The sequence below is a fragment of the Streptomyces sp. NBC_01477 genome (assembly GCF_036227245.1).
Classification (GTDB): Bacteria; Actinomycetota; Actinomycetes; order Streptomycetales; family Streptomycetaceae; genus Actinacidiphila.
The window spans coordinates 8,205,397-8,220,591 of the sequence record NZ_CP109445.1 but is presented as its reverse complement, the minus strand read 5'-3'; the positions used below and the strand labels follow the sequence as shown (position 1 = coordinate 8,220,591).

General features: G+C 74.5%; 15 protein-coding genes. 3 read left to right on the top strand and 12 right to left on the bottom strand.

Going from position 1 to position 15,195, the window contains the following annotated elements; genetic code table 11:
* Positions 1–3: 3 nt before the first annotated feature.
* The 3 genes from OHA86_RS35165 to OHA86_RS35155 are packed head-to-tail and all read right to left on the bottom strand — an operon-like array spanning position 4 to position 2,440.
* Complete coding sequence (locus OHA86_RS35165; protein WP_329181918.1) at positions 4–1,002, bottom strand: ABC transporter substrate-binding protein; 999 nt, start codon at positions 1,000–1,002, stop codon at positions 4–6.
* Positions 999–1,874: an ABC transporter ATP-binding protein gene (locus OHA86_RS35160; RefSeq protein ID WP_329181917.1), complete on the bottom strand. Its 876-nt coding sequence runs from the start codon at positions 1,872–1,874 to the stop codon at positions 999–1,001. Before OHA86_RS35160 ends, OHA86_RS35165 begins: the two co-directional genes overlap by 4 nt.
* The gene (locus tag OHA86_RS35155; protein ID WP_329181916.1) at positions 1,871–2,440 is read right to left on the bottom strand and encodes a hypothetical protein; all 570 of its coding nucleotides are present in this window, start codon (positions 2,438–2,440) and stop codon (positions 1,871–1,873) included. Before OHA86_RS35155 ends, OHA86_RS35160 begins: the two co-directional genes overlap by 4 nt.
* On the opposite strand from OHA86_RS35155, the gene OHA86_RS35150 reads away from it, so the two are divergent.
* Positions 2,429–2,593 (top strand): hypothetical protein, encoded by a 165-nt coding sequence (locus OHA86_RS35150; RefSeq protein WP_329181915.1) that lies wholly within the window; start codon positions 2,429–2,431, stop codon positions 2,591–2,593. The genes OHA86_RS35155 and OHA86_RS35150 overlap by 12 nt on opposite strands.
* A 57-nt stretch (positions 2,594–2,650) precedes the next feature.
* Here the strand turns inward: OHA86_RS35150 and OHA86_RS35145 are convergent, their stop codons facing one another.
* Complete coding sequence (locus OHA86_RS35145) at positions 2,651–3,502, bottom strand: SAM-dependent methyltransferase (protein ID WP_443071945.1); 852 nt, start codon at positions 3,500–3,502, stop codon at positions 2,651–2,653.
* Positions 3,503–3,746: 244 nt separating this feature from the next.
* The gene (locus tag OHA86_RS35140; RefSeq protein WP_329181914.1) at positions 3,747–4,181 is read right to left on the bottom strand and encodes an Asp23/Gls24 family envelope stress response protein; all 435 of its coding nucleotides are present in this window, start codon (positions 4,179–4,181) and stop codon (positions 3,747–3,749) included.
* A 277-nt stretch (positions 4,182–4,458) separates the two neighbouring features.
* On the opposite strand from OHA86_RS35140, the gene paaK reads away from it, so the two are divergent.
* Positions 4,459–5,748, top strand: coding sequence for a phenylacetate--CoA ligase PaaK (paaK, locus tag OHA86_RS35135; protein ID WP_329182677.1), 1,290 nt, complete (start codon positions 4,459–4,461; stop codon positions 5,746–5,748).
* 9 nt (positions 5,749–5,757) lie between these two features.
* On the opposite strand, the gene OHA86_RS35130 is transcribed toward paaK, so the two are convergent.
* The 4 genes from OHA86_RS35130 to OHA86_RS35115 are packed head-to-tail and all read right to left on the bottom strand — an operon-like array spanning position 5,758 to position 11,928.
* On the bottom strand, positions 5,758–7,014 hold the full coding sequence (locus OHA86_RS35130) for a type III PLP-dependent enzyme (protein WP_329181913.1): 1,257 nt from the start codon (positions 7,012–7,014) through the stop codon (positions 5,758–5,760).
* Positions 7,008–8,813, bottom strand: a complete 1,806-nt coding sequence (locus OHA86_RS35125) for an IucA/IucC family protein (RefSeq protein WP_329181912.1) — start codon at positions 8,811–8,813, stop codon at positions 7,008–7,010. The genes OHA86_RS35130 and OHA86_RS35125 overlap by 7 nt, the downstream gene beginning before the upstream one ends.
* Positions 8,813–10,714, bottom strand: coding sequence for an IucA/IucC family protein (locus OHA86_RS35120; protein ID WP_329181911.1), 1,902 nt, complete (start codon positions 10,712–10,714; stop codon positions 8,813–8,815). The genes OHA86_RS35125 and OHA86_RS35120 overlap by 1 nt, the downstream gene beginning before the upstream one ends.
* On the bottom strand, positions 10,711–11,928 hold the full coding sequence (locus OHA86_RS35115; protein ID WP_329181910.1) for an ATP-grasp domain-containing protein: 1,218 nt from the start codon (positions 11,926–11,928) through the stop codon (positions 10,711–10,713). The genes OHA86_RS35120 and OHA86_RS35115 overlap by 4 nt, the downstream gene beginning before the upstream one ends.
* 174 nt (positions 11,929–12,102) lie before the next feature.
* Here OHA86_RS35115 and OHA86_RS35110 point away from each other — a divergent pair, with 174 nt between their 5' ends.
* Entirely contained in the window at positions 12,103–12,933 is an 831-nt protein-coding gene (locus OHA86_RS35110; protein WP_443071944.1) for an iron-sulfur protein, read from the top strand.
* A 17-nt stretch (positions 12,934–12,950) separates the two neighbouring features.
* Here OHA86_RS35110 and crcB (OHA86_RS35105) read toward each other — a convergent pair whose 3' ends face one another.
* The 3 genes from crcB (OHA86_RS35105) to OHA86_RS35095 all read right to left on the bottom strand — a co-directional run bounded on the left by crcB (OHA86_RS35105) (position 12,951) and on the right by OHA86_RS35095 (position 15,192).
* Positions 12,951–13,325, bottom strand: a complete 375-nt coding sequence (gene crcB / locus OHA86_RS35105) for a fluoride efflux transporter CrcB (RefSeq protein ID WP_329181908.1) — start codon at positions 13,323–13,325, stop codon at positions 12,951–12,953.
* A complete protein-coding gene (crcB, locus tag OHA86_RS35100; RefSeq protein ID WP_329181907.1) occupies positions 13,322–13,843 on the bottom strand; it encodes a fluoride efflux transporter CrcB in 522 nt (173 codons plus the stop codon). Before crcB (OHA86_RS35100) ends, crcB (OHA86_RS35105) begins: the two co-directional genes overlap by 4 nt.
* Positions 13,844–14,031: 188 nt before the next feature.
* Positions 14,032–15,192 carry an SPFH domain-containing protein gene (locus tag OHA86_RS35095; protein ID WP_329181906.1) on the bottom strand — a complete coding sequence of 387 codons (1,161 nt, stop codon included), beginning with the start codon at positions 15,190–15,192 and terminating at the stop codon, positions 14,032–14,034.
* Positions 15,193–15,195 lie beyond the last annotated feature (3 nt).

Below are 15,195 nucleotides of genomic sequence, written 5' to 3'. Positions count from 1 at the left end.
GCGCTACTTCGTCAGGGCGGCGACGACGGCGTCGGTGTACGCCTCCATGGACGCGGTGCCGCCGAACATCCAGATGCCGTCGGGCAGCCGGTGCACCTGGCCGGCCTTGACGAACGGCAGCGACTTCCAGACGGCGTTCTTGGCGAGGTTGCCGGCGAACGGGTCGCCGTCGACGGCGTTCACGATGTAGGCGAACTGCGCGTCGCCGAGTCCGGTGAGGCCTTCGACGTCGGTGGTGGCCAGGCCGTAGTCCTTGTCGCCCTTGACCGTCCAGGCGTTGGAGAGCCCGAGCCGTTCGTTGACGGCCCCGATGAGGGAGCCGCTGGTGAAGGGGCGTATCGAGACCTGGTTGGACTCGACGTAGCCGTCGCCGAAGGCGTATCTGGCCCCGGCCCTGCCCGCGGCGGCCAGGGCGGCGCGGCCCGCGGTGATCTTCGCGTCGAAGGCCTTCTTGACGGCGGCCGCCTTCGGGGCCGTCCCGGTGGCGGCGGCGATCAGGTCGAGGTTCCCGGTCATCAGGCCGATCTGGTCGGCGGCGTCGGCGGACCGCACTTCGAGGACCGGGGCGACCTTGCGCAGCTGCGCCACCGCCGAGGCGGACAGGTCGGTGGTGGCGATGATCAGGTCGGGGTCGAGGGCCGCGATGGTGTCCATGCTCGGCTCGCCGCGCGTGCCGATGTCCTTGGGGGCGTTCTTCAGCGGGGCCGCGGTGTCCCAGGCCTTGTAGCCCTTCACGTCGGCGACGCCGACGGGGTCGACGCCGAGCGTGACGAGGTCCTCGACGACGTTCCACTCCGTACCGACGACCTTGGTGGCGGGACCGTCGAGGCTGACCTTCGTGCCGGTGGCGTCGGTGAGGGTGATCGGCCCGGGGGTGGTCGTGGCCGACGCGGCGGCGGGGTCGGCGTCCGCGGTGGAGTGGGTCGTTCCGCAGCCGGTCAGGGCGAGCGCCGCAACGGCGGCGGTGGCGGTGGCTGTTGCGGTGACGTGGCGGAGTCTCATGAGGCGGGGTGGAGCCTTTCGTTCCGTGCGTGGTGGCGGCCGACCGCGCGGGTGCGCAGCCGGCCTGTCGAGGGGTCGGTGCCGACGTCGATCCGGATGCCGTAGACGCCGGACAGCCGCTCGGGCGTCAGGACGTCCTCGGGCCGTCCTTCGGCGACGATCCGGCCCTCGTGGAGCAGGGCGACCCGGTCGGCGACGGCCGCCGCCTGGTCGAGGTCGTGGAGCACGACGCCGACCGCGATCCCGTGGTCGTCGGCGAGGTCGCGCACCAGGTCGAGGAGTTCGACCTGGTAGCGCAGGTCCAGATACGTCGTCGGTTCGTCGAGGAGGAGCACACCGGTGTCCTGGGCGAGGCAGCTGGCGAGCCACACCCGCTGGAGCTGGCCGCCGGACAGGTGCTCGACGCCGCGTTCGGCGAAGCGCTCGACGCCGGTCAGGCCGAGCGCCCGGTCGACGGCGGCGGTGCCGCCGGGGTCGGGCCGGCCCCAGCGCCCCCGGTGGGGGTAACGGCCGAATTCCACGACGTCGCGGACGCTCAGTCCGCCCGGGGTGGGCCGTCCCTGCGTCAGAAGCGCGACGTGCTGGGCGAACTGGCGTGCGGTGAGATCGAAGCCGTCCGCGGCGGTGCCGGTACCGGCGTCGAGTGTGAGCGTGCCGCGGCGGGCCCGCTGGAGGCGGGCGAGGGTGCGCAGCAGCGTCGACTTCCCGCTGCCGTTGGGCCCGACCAGCGCGGTCACCTCCGCGGGCCGCAGCGAGATCGCGGCATCGTGCACGACATCGACGCCGTCGTAGGCCACCGTCATCGCGGCGGCGGACAGTTCATGGCCGCGCGGGCGCGACTCGCCGGCAGCAGCACTCTCTCGAACGCTCATACGGCGTAGGTTAGCCTACCCTTACCGCGCCGATCAGCGGCCCCCCGCCGACAGGGGCAACACGGCCCCGGCCGTGCGGAGGAGGTCGGTGTCGACGTCAGGTGGAGGTCGAGACCGGGGCGTGCGGCGGCCGCGTACTCGCCCTTGGGCAGCCGCAGTGTGAGCCGGCCGCTGTCGGGGATCTCCACCGGGAAGTGGTCCAGGCCGCCGGTGCGGTGGACCACCGCGGTGCCCGGGAGGGCCGCGCCGGTGCGGTCGGCGCTGGTGATGGTCAGGCCGTACCGCTCCTCCTCACGGTCCAGGCCGATCAGGGTGTGCGCGGCGACGGTGCCGTCCGCGGCGCTCGCCTCCACCTGGCCGTCGGTGACGCCGTAGGGCGCCTTGGCCGGGTCGGCGGTGACCGTGACCGAGGCGGTGACCGCCGGGGCGGACAGCGTGAACGCCGCCGAGGCGTCGGTGCCTTCGGCGTCGGCGGCCGTCGCCTTCAGGGGAGGGTGACGTCGGCGGTGCCGCTGTTGGTGTAGGTGACGGTCCTGGCGGCGGGTGCGTCGGCGGTGTGCGGCCACGGGTATACGAACCCATCGGGCGCACCGTCCACCCGCGCTTCCTGCGGGCTGTTCGGCACGGAGGCGCCGCTGGCCGAGCAGCCGGAGAAGGAGTCGATCGCCGCCGACGCCGACCTCGCGCCGGTCGCCGCCGCACTGACCCCGGCGCGCTGACCGCTCAGCCGGCGCGGGCCCGGCAAGCCCGCCCGGCGGCCGGAATCGCTCCCCCGGCTATGGCTTGATACCGACGCCCGCCCACAGGCTGACGTCCGCGTCCGAGACGGCGGGCATCTCGGGGCGGGCGGTCTCCTCGGGGCGCCAGTCGTCGGCGATGGCGATACCCGGGTCGATCAGTTCGAGCCCGTCGAAGAAGCGCTCGACCTCGCCCCGGGAGCGGACCTGGAGCGCCGTGCCGCCGTGCCGGTAGACGCCCTCCACCTCCGCCCACACCTCGGGGGCGAAGTCGGGCGTGCAGTGGCTGATCGCCAGCGCGGAGCCCGACGGCAGCGCCGCCATCAGGCGGGAGACGATGCCGTACGGGTCGCGGTCGTCGGGCACGAAGTGCAGCAGCGCGTTGAGGCTGAGCGCGACCGGCCGGGACAGGTCCAAGGTGGCCGCGAGCGCGTCGTCGGACAGGATCGAGTCGGGGTCGGTGACATCGGCCTGGACGTACGCGGTGCGGCCGGCCGGGGTGCTGCGCAGCAGTGCGCGGGCGTAGTTGAGCACGATCGGGTCGTGGTCGGCGTACACCACGCGCGCGTCGTCCACGATGGACTGCGCCACCTCGTGGAGGTTCGGCGACGTCGGTATGCCGGTGCCTATGTCCAGCCACTGCCTGATGCCGTAGGAGCGGGCGAGGACGCGGGTGGCCCGGTGCATGAAGTCGCGGTTCTCCGAGGCGCAGGTGAAGACGCCGGGGAAGACGGTCGCCACCTCGTGCGCGGCGTCGCGGTCGGGCCGGTAGTTCGTCCGGCCGCCGAGGTAGTAGTCGTACATCCGCGCACTGTGCGGTATGTCCGTACGGATGCCCGCCTGCGCCTCGGACACGGAATCCATGTCGTCGACCGCTGTCTCGTCCACCATGCCCACTACCCCGCCACCGCTCTGGCCCGGGGCCGCGCCCCGGTGATCACCGGTTTCTTCGCCGCCATCATAGGCCGGGCGGCGGCCCGCCCTACACCTCCCCCGCGTTCAACACCCGCACTTTCAGGCCATGTTGATCATTTCGAGCGACTTGGCGTGACTCCGGCCGTTACGCGGGGGCGGGGACGGGTCGTACGGACGGGCGCGGATCCGAGCGGGAGCGTGCGGGCGGCTCCGGGGAAGGTCAGCGGACCCGGGACTCTTCCTCGTCGTCGTCGTTGTCCTCGCCGGGGATGTAGACGTCGCGGACGTTGACGTTGATCTCCACGACCTCAAGACCGGTCATCCGCTCCACCGCGTTCGCGACGTGGGAGCGGATCTGCTTGGCGGCGTCGGCGATCTCGGTGCCGTAGAGGACCACGATGTCCAGGTCGACGGCGGCCTCCTTCTCGCCGACCTCGACCTTCACCCCGCGGGTGAAGTCCGTGGAGCGCGACACCGTGTCGCGTACGGCGCCCATCGCACGGGAGGCGCCGCCGCCCATGGTGTGGACCCCGTCGACCTCGCGGACAGCGACGCCGGCGATGATCGCCACCACGGAGTCGGCGATGGTGGTCCTGCCGCCGACATCGCTGTGGCGGCCCGATACGGACCTGGGCGCGTTCTCGGTGTTCGCCATGGGAATACCCCTTAGCTGGGAAGGGCGGGTCGTCGTACCGCCGGACCTCACGGCTGCGGGCGGCACGGTCGTGGGGCCTTGCGCGGCTGTGCCCGGCGAGCGGGCGTCCGAACGCGGACAGGGAGTCCGGCCCTCTCGTTCCACTGTGCGTCCGCTGTGCCGGGCGCGCCACTTCACCGGGGGCGCCGTACCGGCCGGGCGGGCATGTCCTTGACAGCGGGCGGTGAGACTGGTTCGTTGACCTGGACTCATGACCGAACGATCGGTCGGCGGTGGGATGCGGAGGGTGGACGCCATGGACCGTGATCCGGACCCCGCGGAGCTGGCGGCACTCCAGCTGACCCGGCTGCGGCGGACCCTGCGGCACGCGTACGACAATGTGGCGGTCTACCGGCGCAAGTTCGACGCGGCCGGTGTCGGGCCCGAGGACTGCCGGAGCCTGGCGGACCTGGCGCACTTCCCCTTCACCACCAAGGAGGACCTGCGCGAGGCGTATCCGTTCGGGATGTTCGCGGTGCCCAGGGAGCGGGTGCGGCGGCTGCACGCCTCCAGCGGCACCACCGGGCGGCCGACGGTCGTCGGCTACACCGAGGCGGACCTGTCGATGTGGGCCGATGTGGTGGCCCGCTCGATCCGGGCGGCCGGCGGGCGGGCCGGCGACACCGTGCACATCGCGTACGGCTACGGCCTCTTCACCGGCGGCCTGGGCGCGCATTACGGCGCCGAGCGGGCGGGCTGCACGGTCGTACCGGCGTCCGGCGGCATGACGGCGCGGCAGGTGCAGATCATCCAGGACTTCCGGCCGGACATCATCATGGTCACCCCGTCGTACATGCTGACGCTGCTGGACGAGTTCGAGCGGCAGGGCGTCGATCCGCGGGGGACGTCGCTGCGGGTGGGGATGTTCGGCGCGGAGCCGTGGACGGAGCGGATGCGGCAGGAGATCGAGGAGCGCTTCGGCATCGACGCGGTCGACATCTACGGCCTGTCGGAGGTGATCGGCCCCGGGGTGGCGCAGGAGTGCGTGCGGACCAAGGACGGGCTGCACATCTGGGAGGACCACTTCTACCCGGAGGTGGTGGATCCGCTGACCGGCGCGGTGCAGCCGCCGGGGGCCGGCGGGGAGCTGGTGTTCACCTCGCTGACCAAGGAGGCGCTGCCGGTGATCCGCTACCGCACCCGGGATCTGAGCCGGCTGCTGCCGGGCACCGCGCGGCCCGCCTTCCGGCGGATGGCGAAGGTCACCGGGCGCTGCGACGACATGATCATCCTGCGCGGGGTCAATGTCTTCCCCAGCCAGATCGAGGAGATCGTGCTGCGCGCCCCGGGGGTGGCCCCGCACTTCGCTGTCGAGCTGACCCGGGCCGGCCGCCTCGACCGGATGGCGGTACGCGCCGAGGCCAGGCCCGGCGCCGGCCCCGCGGAGCGGGACGCGGCGGCGGGCGCCATCGCCCGGGGCATCAAGGACCGCGTCGGGGTCAGCGCCGAGGTGACGGTGGTGGACCCGGGCACGCTGGAGCGGTCGGCGGGCAAGCTCCAGCGGGTCAGGGACCTGCGGGGGGTGTGAGCGCCCGGCTCACCCGGGGTCGGCCGGTCCCTCACCGGCCGTGGCGTCCGCGCCCGTGCCGCCCGCGAAACGCACGGTGGGGTGCGGGTGCATCAGGAAGTCGTGGTGGGAGATGTTCCACGCGTAGGCGCCGGCCAGGGCGAAGACGACCCGGTCGCCGGCGCGGATGCCGGGGGCCGGCACCGCTCGGGCCAGGACGTCCTTGGGGGTGCACAGCTGGCCGGCGAGGGTGACAGGGCCGGGGCCGCCCTCGGGGCGGGGCCAGGGGTGCGGCCAGTCGGATACGGGCAGGACGGCGCAGGGCTGGTCGTGGCCGCGGGCCGCGGGGGTGCGCAGATGGTGGGTGCCGCCGCGGACGACGGCGAATTCCTCGCCGTGGCTGCGCTTCACGTCGAGCACCTCGGTGGCGTACCAGCCGCAGTACGCGGTCAGCGCGCGGCCGGGCTCGATGCGCAGCACCACTCCGGGGTGGGCGCTCGCGACACGGCCCAGGGCCGTGCCGTATCCGGCCCAGTCGAAGCGGGCGGCGGGATCGGCGTAGTCGACGTGCATGCCGCCGCCGACGTTCAGCTCGCGCAGGGCGACGCCGTGCCGCCGCGCCAGTGCGGCCGACCAGTCCGCCACGGCAGCGGCGACGGCGGCCAGTTCCGGCGCGGCCAGGCCGCTGGCGAGGTGCGCGTGCACCCCGGCGAATTCCAGTCCCGGGCACGACCCGTCGGTGAGCATCCGTACGGCCGCGTCGGCTTCGACCGGGTCGAGCCCGAAGGGTGAGGGGCGTCCTCCCATGGCCAGCGCCCCGCCGGCCAGGAGTCCCGGGGGGACGGCCAGGTTGAAGCGCAGCAGCACCCGGGCCGGCCCGGTCCGCGCAGGCCGGCCGGCCGCGAGGTGGGCGAGGACGCGCAGTTCGTGCGCGCTCTCGACGTGGAAGCGCCGCACCTTGCGGTCCAGGGCGGCGGCGATCTCGGCGGGGGTCTTGCCGGGGCCGCCGAAGGCCAGCGGGTGCCCCGGCACCGCCTCGGCCACATGGGCGAGTTCGCCGCCCGAGGCGACCTCGAAGCCGTCGGTGTGCGGGGCGAGGGCGGCCAGGATCCGCGGCTCGGGGTTGGCCTTGGCCGCGTAGTACAGCTCCACCCGGGACGGCAGCGCGGCGCGGACGGCCGCCGCGTGGGTGGCCAGCGCGGTGAGGTCGTAGATGTAGGCGGGCAGGTCGGCTGCCGGCAGGGACAGGGCGGCGTCGCGCACACGCGGCCCGGGGGCGGTCACCATGCGGCGCCGCCTCGCCGGTCCCGGCCGCCCGGGCAGGGCACCGGCGGGCCCGCGGCCGGCTCCTTCGCCGTCCGCGCGGGCCGGTCGCCCGGAGCCGGCCGGGGGGTCAGCGGTGACGGCAGCCGGACGTACGCCGCCTGCCGGTCCGCCGCGCGCTCCCACCGGGTGAGCAGGTTGGCCTTGGCCGGCAGCGGCTCGCCCGCGAGCAGCGCGTCGAGCCGGGGCTGGCGGCCGTGCCGGGCGCCGTAGTCGGCCAGGACGCGGCGCACCGCGGCCCACAGCGCCCGCTCGGTGCCCGGGGACAGGTCGGCGAGCGCGGCCAGCATCTCGCCGATGTTGTTGACGAACAGGCAGTAGGCGAGCCGCGTCCAGCCCTGGTCGGCGTCGTAGGTGAGCGGGTCCGCGATGTGCTCGGGCAGTCCGGCCAGCGCGGCCCGGTGGCGCTCGGGCAGCAGCTTGGTGCCCTCCAGGTCGCGGAAGAGGACCTGGAGCGGCAGCCCGTCCTCGCCGACGCACACCAGGACGTTCTGCAGATGGGGTTCGAGCACCACCCCGTGGTCGAAGTACGCGGCCAGCACGGGGGGCACGAGCAGCCCGAGATAGGACCGCCACCAGCGCAGCACCGCGTCGGGTCCGGCTCCGCCGGGCAGCAGGCGGGAGATGTGCGCGGGTCCTGTGGGGTATTCGTCGGCGACGGCGGCGGCCAGCAGCGCGGTGGCGTCCGGCCGCGTGCGGCGCTCCAGGCCTTCCCGGACGATCACCCCGAAGCCCTCCAGCAGGTCCACATCGGCTTCACCGCCGGGGCCGGGCAGCGCCAGGCTGCGGTACGCCGGCTCCCGCAGGACCGCGCTGCCGGGGAAGCGCGCGGCGAGGTCGGCGGCCATCGGAGCGAGCAGCCGGGTCAGGGCGACCGCGCCGGACAGCTCGTAGAAGGCGTTCTTGCGCAGGCAGTTGGTGATCCGCACGTTCAGGCTGAACTTCAGGAAGGTCTCGCCGTCGTAGAGGCTGCGCACCGAAGCGGTGGCCGCGAAGCGGGTGGCGCTGGCGCCGAGGTCGCGTACGTCGCCGCTGCGCAGGGCCGCCACCAGCGCCGGGCGCCGCCGCAGCAGGTCGAACTGCCAGGGGTGCACGGGCAGCAGCCGGTAGCCGGCGGGCGCCCGGCCCAGCCTGTCCAGGGGCGCGGTCGCCCCGGGTTCCGCGTGCTCCTCGACGACCAGCGCGTCACGGACCGCCAGCATGCGCACCGGGAAGACAGCGGCGGCCTCCGGCGCGTACGTCCGCCAGGCCGCACGGCCGGTGTCGCGGGCCTTGGGGGCGGGGTGGAAGCGGTGGCCGAAGACCAGGGACCGCTCCGAGGCCAGGTAGAAGGCGCGCGGGCCGGTGCCGCGGCGGGGCCGGGGCAGGGCGAGCGCGGCGGTGACGCCCTGGTGGCTGGCGGCGACCTGGGCGACGAATTCGTCGTTGGCCAGACCGGTGCGCGCGGCCAGTTCCGCGCGGATGTGCTCGGCGACCTGGCGCCAGCCGATCGGCGACCACCCGCCGGCCGCGTCCTGCGAGACAGGGCCGGTGAAGCGGTGCGCGCCCAGCAGCGAGGTGCGCCGGATCGCGACCCGGAGCCGTGTCCCGTTGTACGGCAGCCGCAGGACGAGGTGGCCGCGGGTCACCACGGCCGACTGCTCGGGGCCGGCGACCTCGCGCAGCAGGCAGTTGAGGAGGGTGTGGGCCACCGCGTCGTCGGGTGAGGGCAGATCGCGGGCGGCGGTGGCGGAGGGGGCGGACGGGACGCAGGACCAGGTCATCAGTGCTCGCGCAGAAGGTAGTTGGGGCCGGTCGTGTAGTGCTTGTTGATGTCGGAGGCGCCCGAGCGGCGCTTGGTCAGCAGGGTGCCCGCGGTCACCATCGCCTTGACCGGCAGCCGGTCGGCTTCGAGCACCGCGGCGCGCAGCGCCGCTCCGGGTCCGCCGGGAGAGTCGCCGAGCCGCGCCACCGCCTGGGCGAGGCGGTGGCGGACCAGCCCGAGCAGCCGGGGCAGTGGAGCGCGGCCGGGACCGGACAGCGCGACGGCCAGCGACCCCGCGCACAGGTGGACGGTGATGGTGGTGAAGAGCGCCAGCAGCGGGCCGTCGTCGTCCACGACGATCCGCGGGTCGTCGAAGTCGGCGGGTCCCGGGGCGCCGGGGCCCAGGGCGGCGGCGAGCCGGTGCCGGTTGATCCGCAGCCCGTCGTCGTCCTTGAACAGCAGGCGGACCCGGGGGCTGCCGGCACTGCCGTCCAGTACCAGCGAGACGTTCTGCTGGTGCGACTCCAGGGCGATGCCGTAGCCGAACAGGGTCGCCTGCCAGTCGAGGAGCAGGGTGAGGGCGGCGTCCAGCAGCGCCACCGGATCACCGCCCGTCCAGCGGTCGGCGAGGTGGTCGGCCACGAGCCGCCCGTCGGGCGCGGCGGCGGGCAGCGCCGCCAGCGGCAGTACGGTGCAGTCGTCCAGCCCGGCGGGCTGCCGCCGTACGAGCACGGCGATCAGCTCATGGCCGGTGTGCGCCCAGCGGGTCTCGTCGCTGTGCAGGACGAGCCCCTGGAAGCGCGGCTCGCGGTCCGTCACCGCGGCCAGCAGCCGCTGGGCGGCGGCCCCGTCCACGAGAGTGCCGGGTTTGATGGTGCGCCGGTTGAGCAGGCCCAGCATGGAGGTGGCCAGCGGCAGCTTCAGGTGGACGCCGGGGTGCGCGGGCAGCGCCACCGTCCGGGTGGACAGGGTGGGCTCCGCGGTCAGGAAGGGGCGGGCGGCGAGCACCGCGTCCTCGGCCAGGCCGGCGGTGCGCAGGGCCTGTTGCAGCGGGCCGGCGGTGGTCAGCGGGTGCACGGGCAGGGCGACATGGCTGCGGTCGAGCCCGGTGAGCCCGAGGTCGGAGGGCGCGGGCCAGAAGGCGGTGAGCGGTTCGCCGGCTGATCCGAGCGCCGGTACGCCCGCCGGGCCACGCTCCGGTACGCCCTCCGCTACGCCCGGCGCCGGGGCGCTCAGCGTGAGCGAGGTGCGCGGCACGGCGAGCCAGCGCAGGGGGAAGCGGGGCGCGAACTCGGGTGCGAACCGCAGGAGTTGGCCGGCGCTCCAGGCGGTACGGGCGGCGGACGTGGGATAGAGCGGGTGTCCGCGGCGGGCGGCGAGGGTGTCGAACGCCAGGGACGCGGCCTGGCCCCGCCAGGCGGCCGGATCGGGGCCGTGGCGGGCGGTGAGCCTGGCCATCGTCTCCTCGCGGGTGGCGTCCTGGAGCCGCAGCGAGGTCAGCGCGTCGTCGTACTCGGCCGCGAACGCCTCGAAGCCGGCCGCGTCCTCGGGCGCGGCGAACCGGGCCAGGGCGGCGAGGACGTCCTCGCCGCTCGTCAGCTCCCGGCCGCCGCGGCCGGCGGGCACGGTCCCGTCGGCCTCGGCGAGTGGCGCCGGTTCGGCGCGCAGCAGCGGCAGCCGGGCCGCGTACTCGCTCTGGAAGCCGTCCTCGCCGACCGGCAGCAGCAGGGCCTCCTCCCCCGGGCCGCCGAGCCGCAGCCAGCGGCCGTCCGGGCGGTCCTCGGCGGTGGTACGGGTGCGCAGCCCGCAGACGTCCTCGCGGAGCAGGGTGCTCAGCACCCGCAGCAGCAGTTCGCCCTCCACGGCGTCGGCCGCGCCGGGCGGCCGGGCGGCCCGGTCCCGCGGGCCGGCCGGCGTCACGCGGTGATCTCCCACTTCCGGGAGGCCACGAAGGCGTCCACGGCGTGGTCCACGGTCTCCTGGTCGGCGCCGATGCCCCGCACCACGCCCAGCAGATCGCGGTTGGTGTGGTGCAGCGGCCGGTGGCTGCCGACGGCCCGCAGCGGCCGGTAGGCCAGCCGTACCCCGTCGAGGTCCAGGTCCTCGGGGTCGGGAGCGGCGGTGAGCGTGCCGCCTTCGCGGGCGTACGGGTAGGCGAGGCATGCCGCCCGTCCGGACGGCGCGGGCCACGGGTCGGGCGGCAGCGGCTCACCCAGATGGACGCGCAGGATCAGCTCGAACAGCGGCACCCCGAGCAGGTCGGCCAGCAGCAGGTCGCACTGGTCGCCGATGGCCCGGTAGTTCACCTCGACGAGCCGGGCCCGGCCGCGGTCCACGACGAATTCGGTGTGGCAGGCGCCGAATCCCACCCCGAGGGCGTCGAGCTGTGCCAGCACCTGGTCCACGACGGGCCCGGACCGGTCGGGGTCCCAGGTCAGCCGCTCCTCGATGAAGTACGGGGGCGGGGACAGCCGGGTGCGGAAGCCGCCCAGCACCCGGCGGGCGGCGCCGTCCCCGAGCGTCTCCAGGGTGCGCAGCCCGCCGGGCAGGAATTCCTCGACGACCAGGGCGGCGTCCGGGCGGCGGGACCTGATCTGCGCGCAGCGGGCCACCAGCTCCGCCCGGTCCCCGACCAGGACGACGTCCTCGCTGGCCACTCCCTCCCGAGGTTTGACCACGCAGGGGTAGCCGATGCCCTGCCCGTCCAGGGCGCTGCCGGGATCGTGTCCCGCGGGCACTTCGGCGGCGCGTACCGCGGTATCGGCGGGCAGGCCGGACGCGGCGAGGCGCCGGCGCATCTCGGCCTTGTCCTTCGTCCGCAGCGCCGCCCGCCAGTCCTTGGCCGGCAGCCCGAAGTACCCGGCGGCCAGTGCCGTCTGGACCTGGAGATGGTCGCTGTTGCTGAAGACCGCGTCGGGCCGCCGGTGGGCCGAGATCCGGGCCACCACCGCCCGGAAGTCGTGGACCTGGCACTCCAGCACCTCGACGCCCTCGTACGCGTCCGGCGCGGCGGCGCGGTGTGCCGCGGGCTGGTCGGTGAGCACGGTGACGGTCAGGCCGAGGCGACGCGCGGCGGGCAGGAACCCCTCGGTGACCGAGTCGGTCGGGTTCACGGCCAGCAGGTACATCTGCACAGGAGATCAGCTTCCGCGCGGAGGAGACGGACCGGCCCGGTCCGTCGGGGGCGGGCGGCCCACAGCCCGACGAGCCTAGGTTAGGCATACCTAATGTTGTCAATTCACCTCTCGGCGAGTTGAGTTGCCGGCGCGTCAAGATCGTGATTAGGCTAGCCTTACTTTATTTTCAGAATGCTGCGGGGAGCATCCGTGAGTCTGGTCCTGGCCTACCGGCGGCTGGCCGCGCTCTGCCCCGTGCTCGGCCTCACCGTCGCCGCGCCGGGCGGCGCGGCAGGGCAGGACTGGGTCGACGGCGCCCGGCTGGCGTACGACGCCTCGGCCCGGCAGTCGTGGCTGGCGGCCGAAGCCGACCGGATCCGGGCCGCCTACGGGGTGGCGGCGCGCGACGACGTGGTGGCCTCGCGCGCCCTGCACGGCTACCTGTGGTCGGCCGGGCTGCTGATGAGCGGGCCGTGGTATCTGGAGCGGCGCGTGCCGCGGCTGCGTCCGGCCGACGTCCGGCTCGGGCCGGACGGGACGCTGCGGGTCGCGCCCGGCGTCTTCGCCTGCCTGCCCGGCGACCGGGCGGCCGGCAGCGCGGAGGCCGTCGTGCTGGACTGCGAGGAGGACCTGCGGGCCGAGCTGCGCCGGGCGGTCGCCGACCACGTACGTCCGCTGCTCACCGCCCTGCGGCCGCACCTGCGGCGCGGCACCCGCGCCCTGTGGGGCATGGTGGGCGACGACCTGGTGTCGGGGCTGTGGCACCTGGGCCGCGCCCTGGGCGAGGAGGAACGCGGCGCCGACCTCGCGGCCCGGCTGCTTCCCGGGCCGCTTTCGCCCTTCCCCGGCGGCGCGGCCTTCCGCCGGCTGCCCGACGACCACCCGGGTCCCGAGCGGCTGACCCGTACCCGGATCGGCTGCTGCATGCACTACACCGTGTGCCCGGCGGAGACCTGCTCCACCTGCCCGCGGCTGCGAACCGCCCGCCCGGCAGCGGCGGTCGCGGCACCGGCCGGCGGCTGACCCCGGCCTGCGGGGCGCTACGCCCAGAGGGCCTGGGCGAACGCCGTCCCCGTGAAGACCGCGCCGAGCCCCGCTGCCACGCTCCCCACCACATTGGCGACCGCGTAGAAGCGGGCGCCGCTCTCGGCCAGCCGCAGGGTCTCGTACGAGAAGGTGGAGTAGGTGGTGAGCGCTCCGCACAAGCCCGTTCCCACCAGCAGCTGGACCTGGGAGGAGGCGGCGCCGGCCGTCACCGCGCCGGTGACCAGGCCCAGGATGAAGCAGCCGGCGACGTTGACGGTGAACGTCCCCCACGGGAAGACGGTGTCGTGCCCGGCCTGGATCCTGCGGTCGGTGAGGTAGCGCAGGGGGGCGCCGACCACGGCGCCGGCGATGACGAGGATCCAGTTCACCGGTCCGCCCTCCCGGTCCCGCCGCGAACGCCGGACCGCCTCCACCGGACGAGCCGCCGGGTCAGCGCGGCGGCGGCCCAGACCGCGGCCAGCGCGGTGAGCAGGGTCAGCGACAGGTACGCCAGGCCGGTCCGCGCCTGTCCCCGGTCCACCAGGCGCTGCACGTCCACGGCGTAGGTGGAGAAGGTGGTGAATCCGCCGAGGACCCCGGTGCCGAAGAACGGCCGCACCAGGCGGTGCGCCGCCCGGGCGTCGGTGATGACGACCATGAGGACGCCGATGACGGCGCAGCCGGCCGCGTTGATCACCAGCGTCGTCCAGGGGAAGGCGCCGGGCGCGGTCGCCCACAGCAGCCCGGCTCCGTAGCGGGCGCTCGCGCCGATGGCACCGCCCAGCGCCACCACGGCGATCACCGGTGCCTGGCCCGCGCGCAGTTCGGCGCGCTGAGCGGGTATGCGCAGGTCGACATCGGGGTCGACCGGTTCGTCGTCCACTTCGGGGGAACGGGCCTCTGCCATGTACGTCTCCTACTCGCCGGAGACGGGCACACCTGTGCCCGTCGCAAGTAGGGACCGTTGACGGCGCTCGCGCCGTGGTTCGGGTACGGCGGGCCCCACCGCCGTGCGACTGCCCCGCAAGGGGGCTGCCGCCGGTCCAGCATACCGGTGGATCCGCGGCGCCCCCAGGTGCCCTTCCGAGGTGCGGGTCAGTCGATGTCGACCTGGCCGCCGGACTTGCGGCGGCCGTGCACCTCGACCGCGCCGGTCGGCGAACCGGTGGGGCTGCCGTCGGGGCCGAGGTTCTTGCGGACCGAGTCCAGGATGGTCAGGCCCTGGCTGACCAGGCCCGCGGCGATCTCGCTGAGGCCGTCCGCACCGTTGAGGACGTTGACGTTCGCGCCGGACAGGCCGGCCGCGGCCTCCTTCACGATCTGCGGGAGCTGGTCGATGATCATCCGGTCGAGGGCGACGCGGTCGTGCGAGGCGGCCGCCGCGGCCTGGATCCGCATCCGCTCGGCGTCGGCGACGGCCAGCACCCGGATCCGCTCGGCCTCCGCCTCGGCGGGCTTGACGATCTCGGCGACCAGCTGCTGCTGGCGCAGCTCGGCGGCCCGCAGCGCCAGTTCGGTCTGGGCGGCGAGCACCTCCTGCTGGGCGTGCGCCTGCGCGAGCGGCCCGGCCTGCGCGGCCTGGGCCTGGGCGCGGTCCACCTGGGCCGAATACTCGGCCTGGACGACGGCGGTCTGCCGGGCGTACTCGGCCTGGTTGCGGGCGGCGACCTGCTGCGCCTCCACCGACGCCTGGGTGGCCTGCGCCTGGGCGATCTGCGCCTGCCGCTGGATGGCGGCCTTGTGCGGGGCCGACATCGCGTCGATGTAGCCGGTGTCGCCGTCGTCGATGGACTGGATCTGGAGCGAGTCGACGCTCAGGCCGATCTTGGCCATCTCCGTCTTGGAGGTCTCCAGCACCTCGGTGGCGAGCTTCTGCCGTTCGGTGACGATCTCCTCGACGGTCATCGAGCCGATGATGGAGCGCAGGTGGCCGGCGAAGATCCGGCCGGTCAGGATCGACATCTGGTCCTGGTCGGACAGGAAGCGCTGGCCGGCGTTGACGATGCTCTCGTGGTCGTTGCCGACCTTGAAGGCGATGACGGCCTTCACCGTCAGCGCGATGCCCTGCCGGGTCACGCAGGTCTCCGCGACCTCGGACTCGCACATCGCCAGGGTCAGGAAGCGGGTCTTGCGGAAGATCGGCAGCACGAACTTGCCGTGTCCGGTGACCACCCGGAAGGGCGCACCGCCCAGTCCACGGCGACCGCCCGAGATCAGCATCGCCTCATCGGGTGCGGGTACGCGATAACCGAACATTGT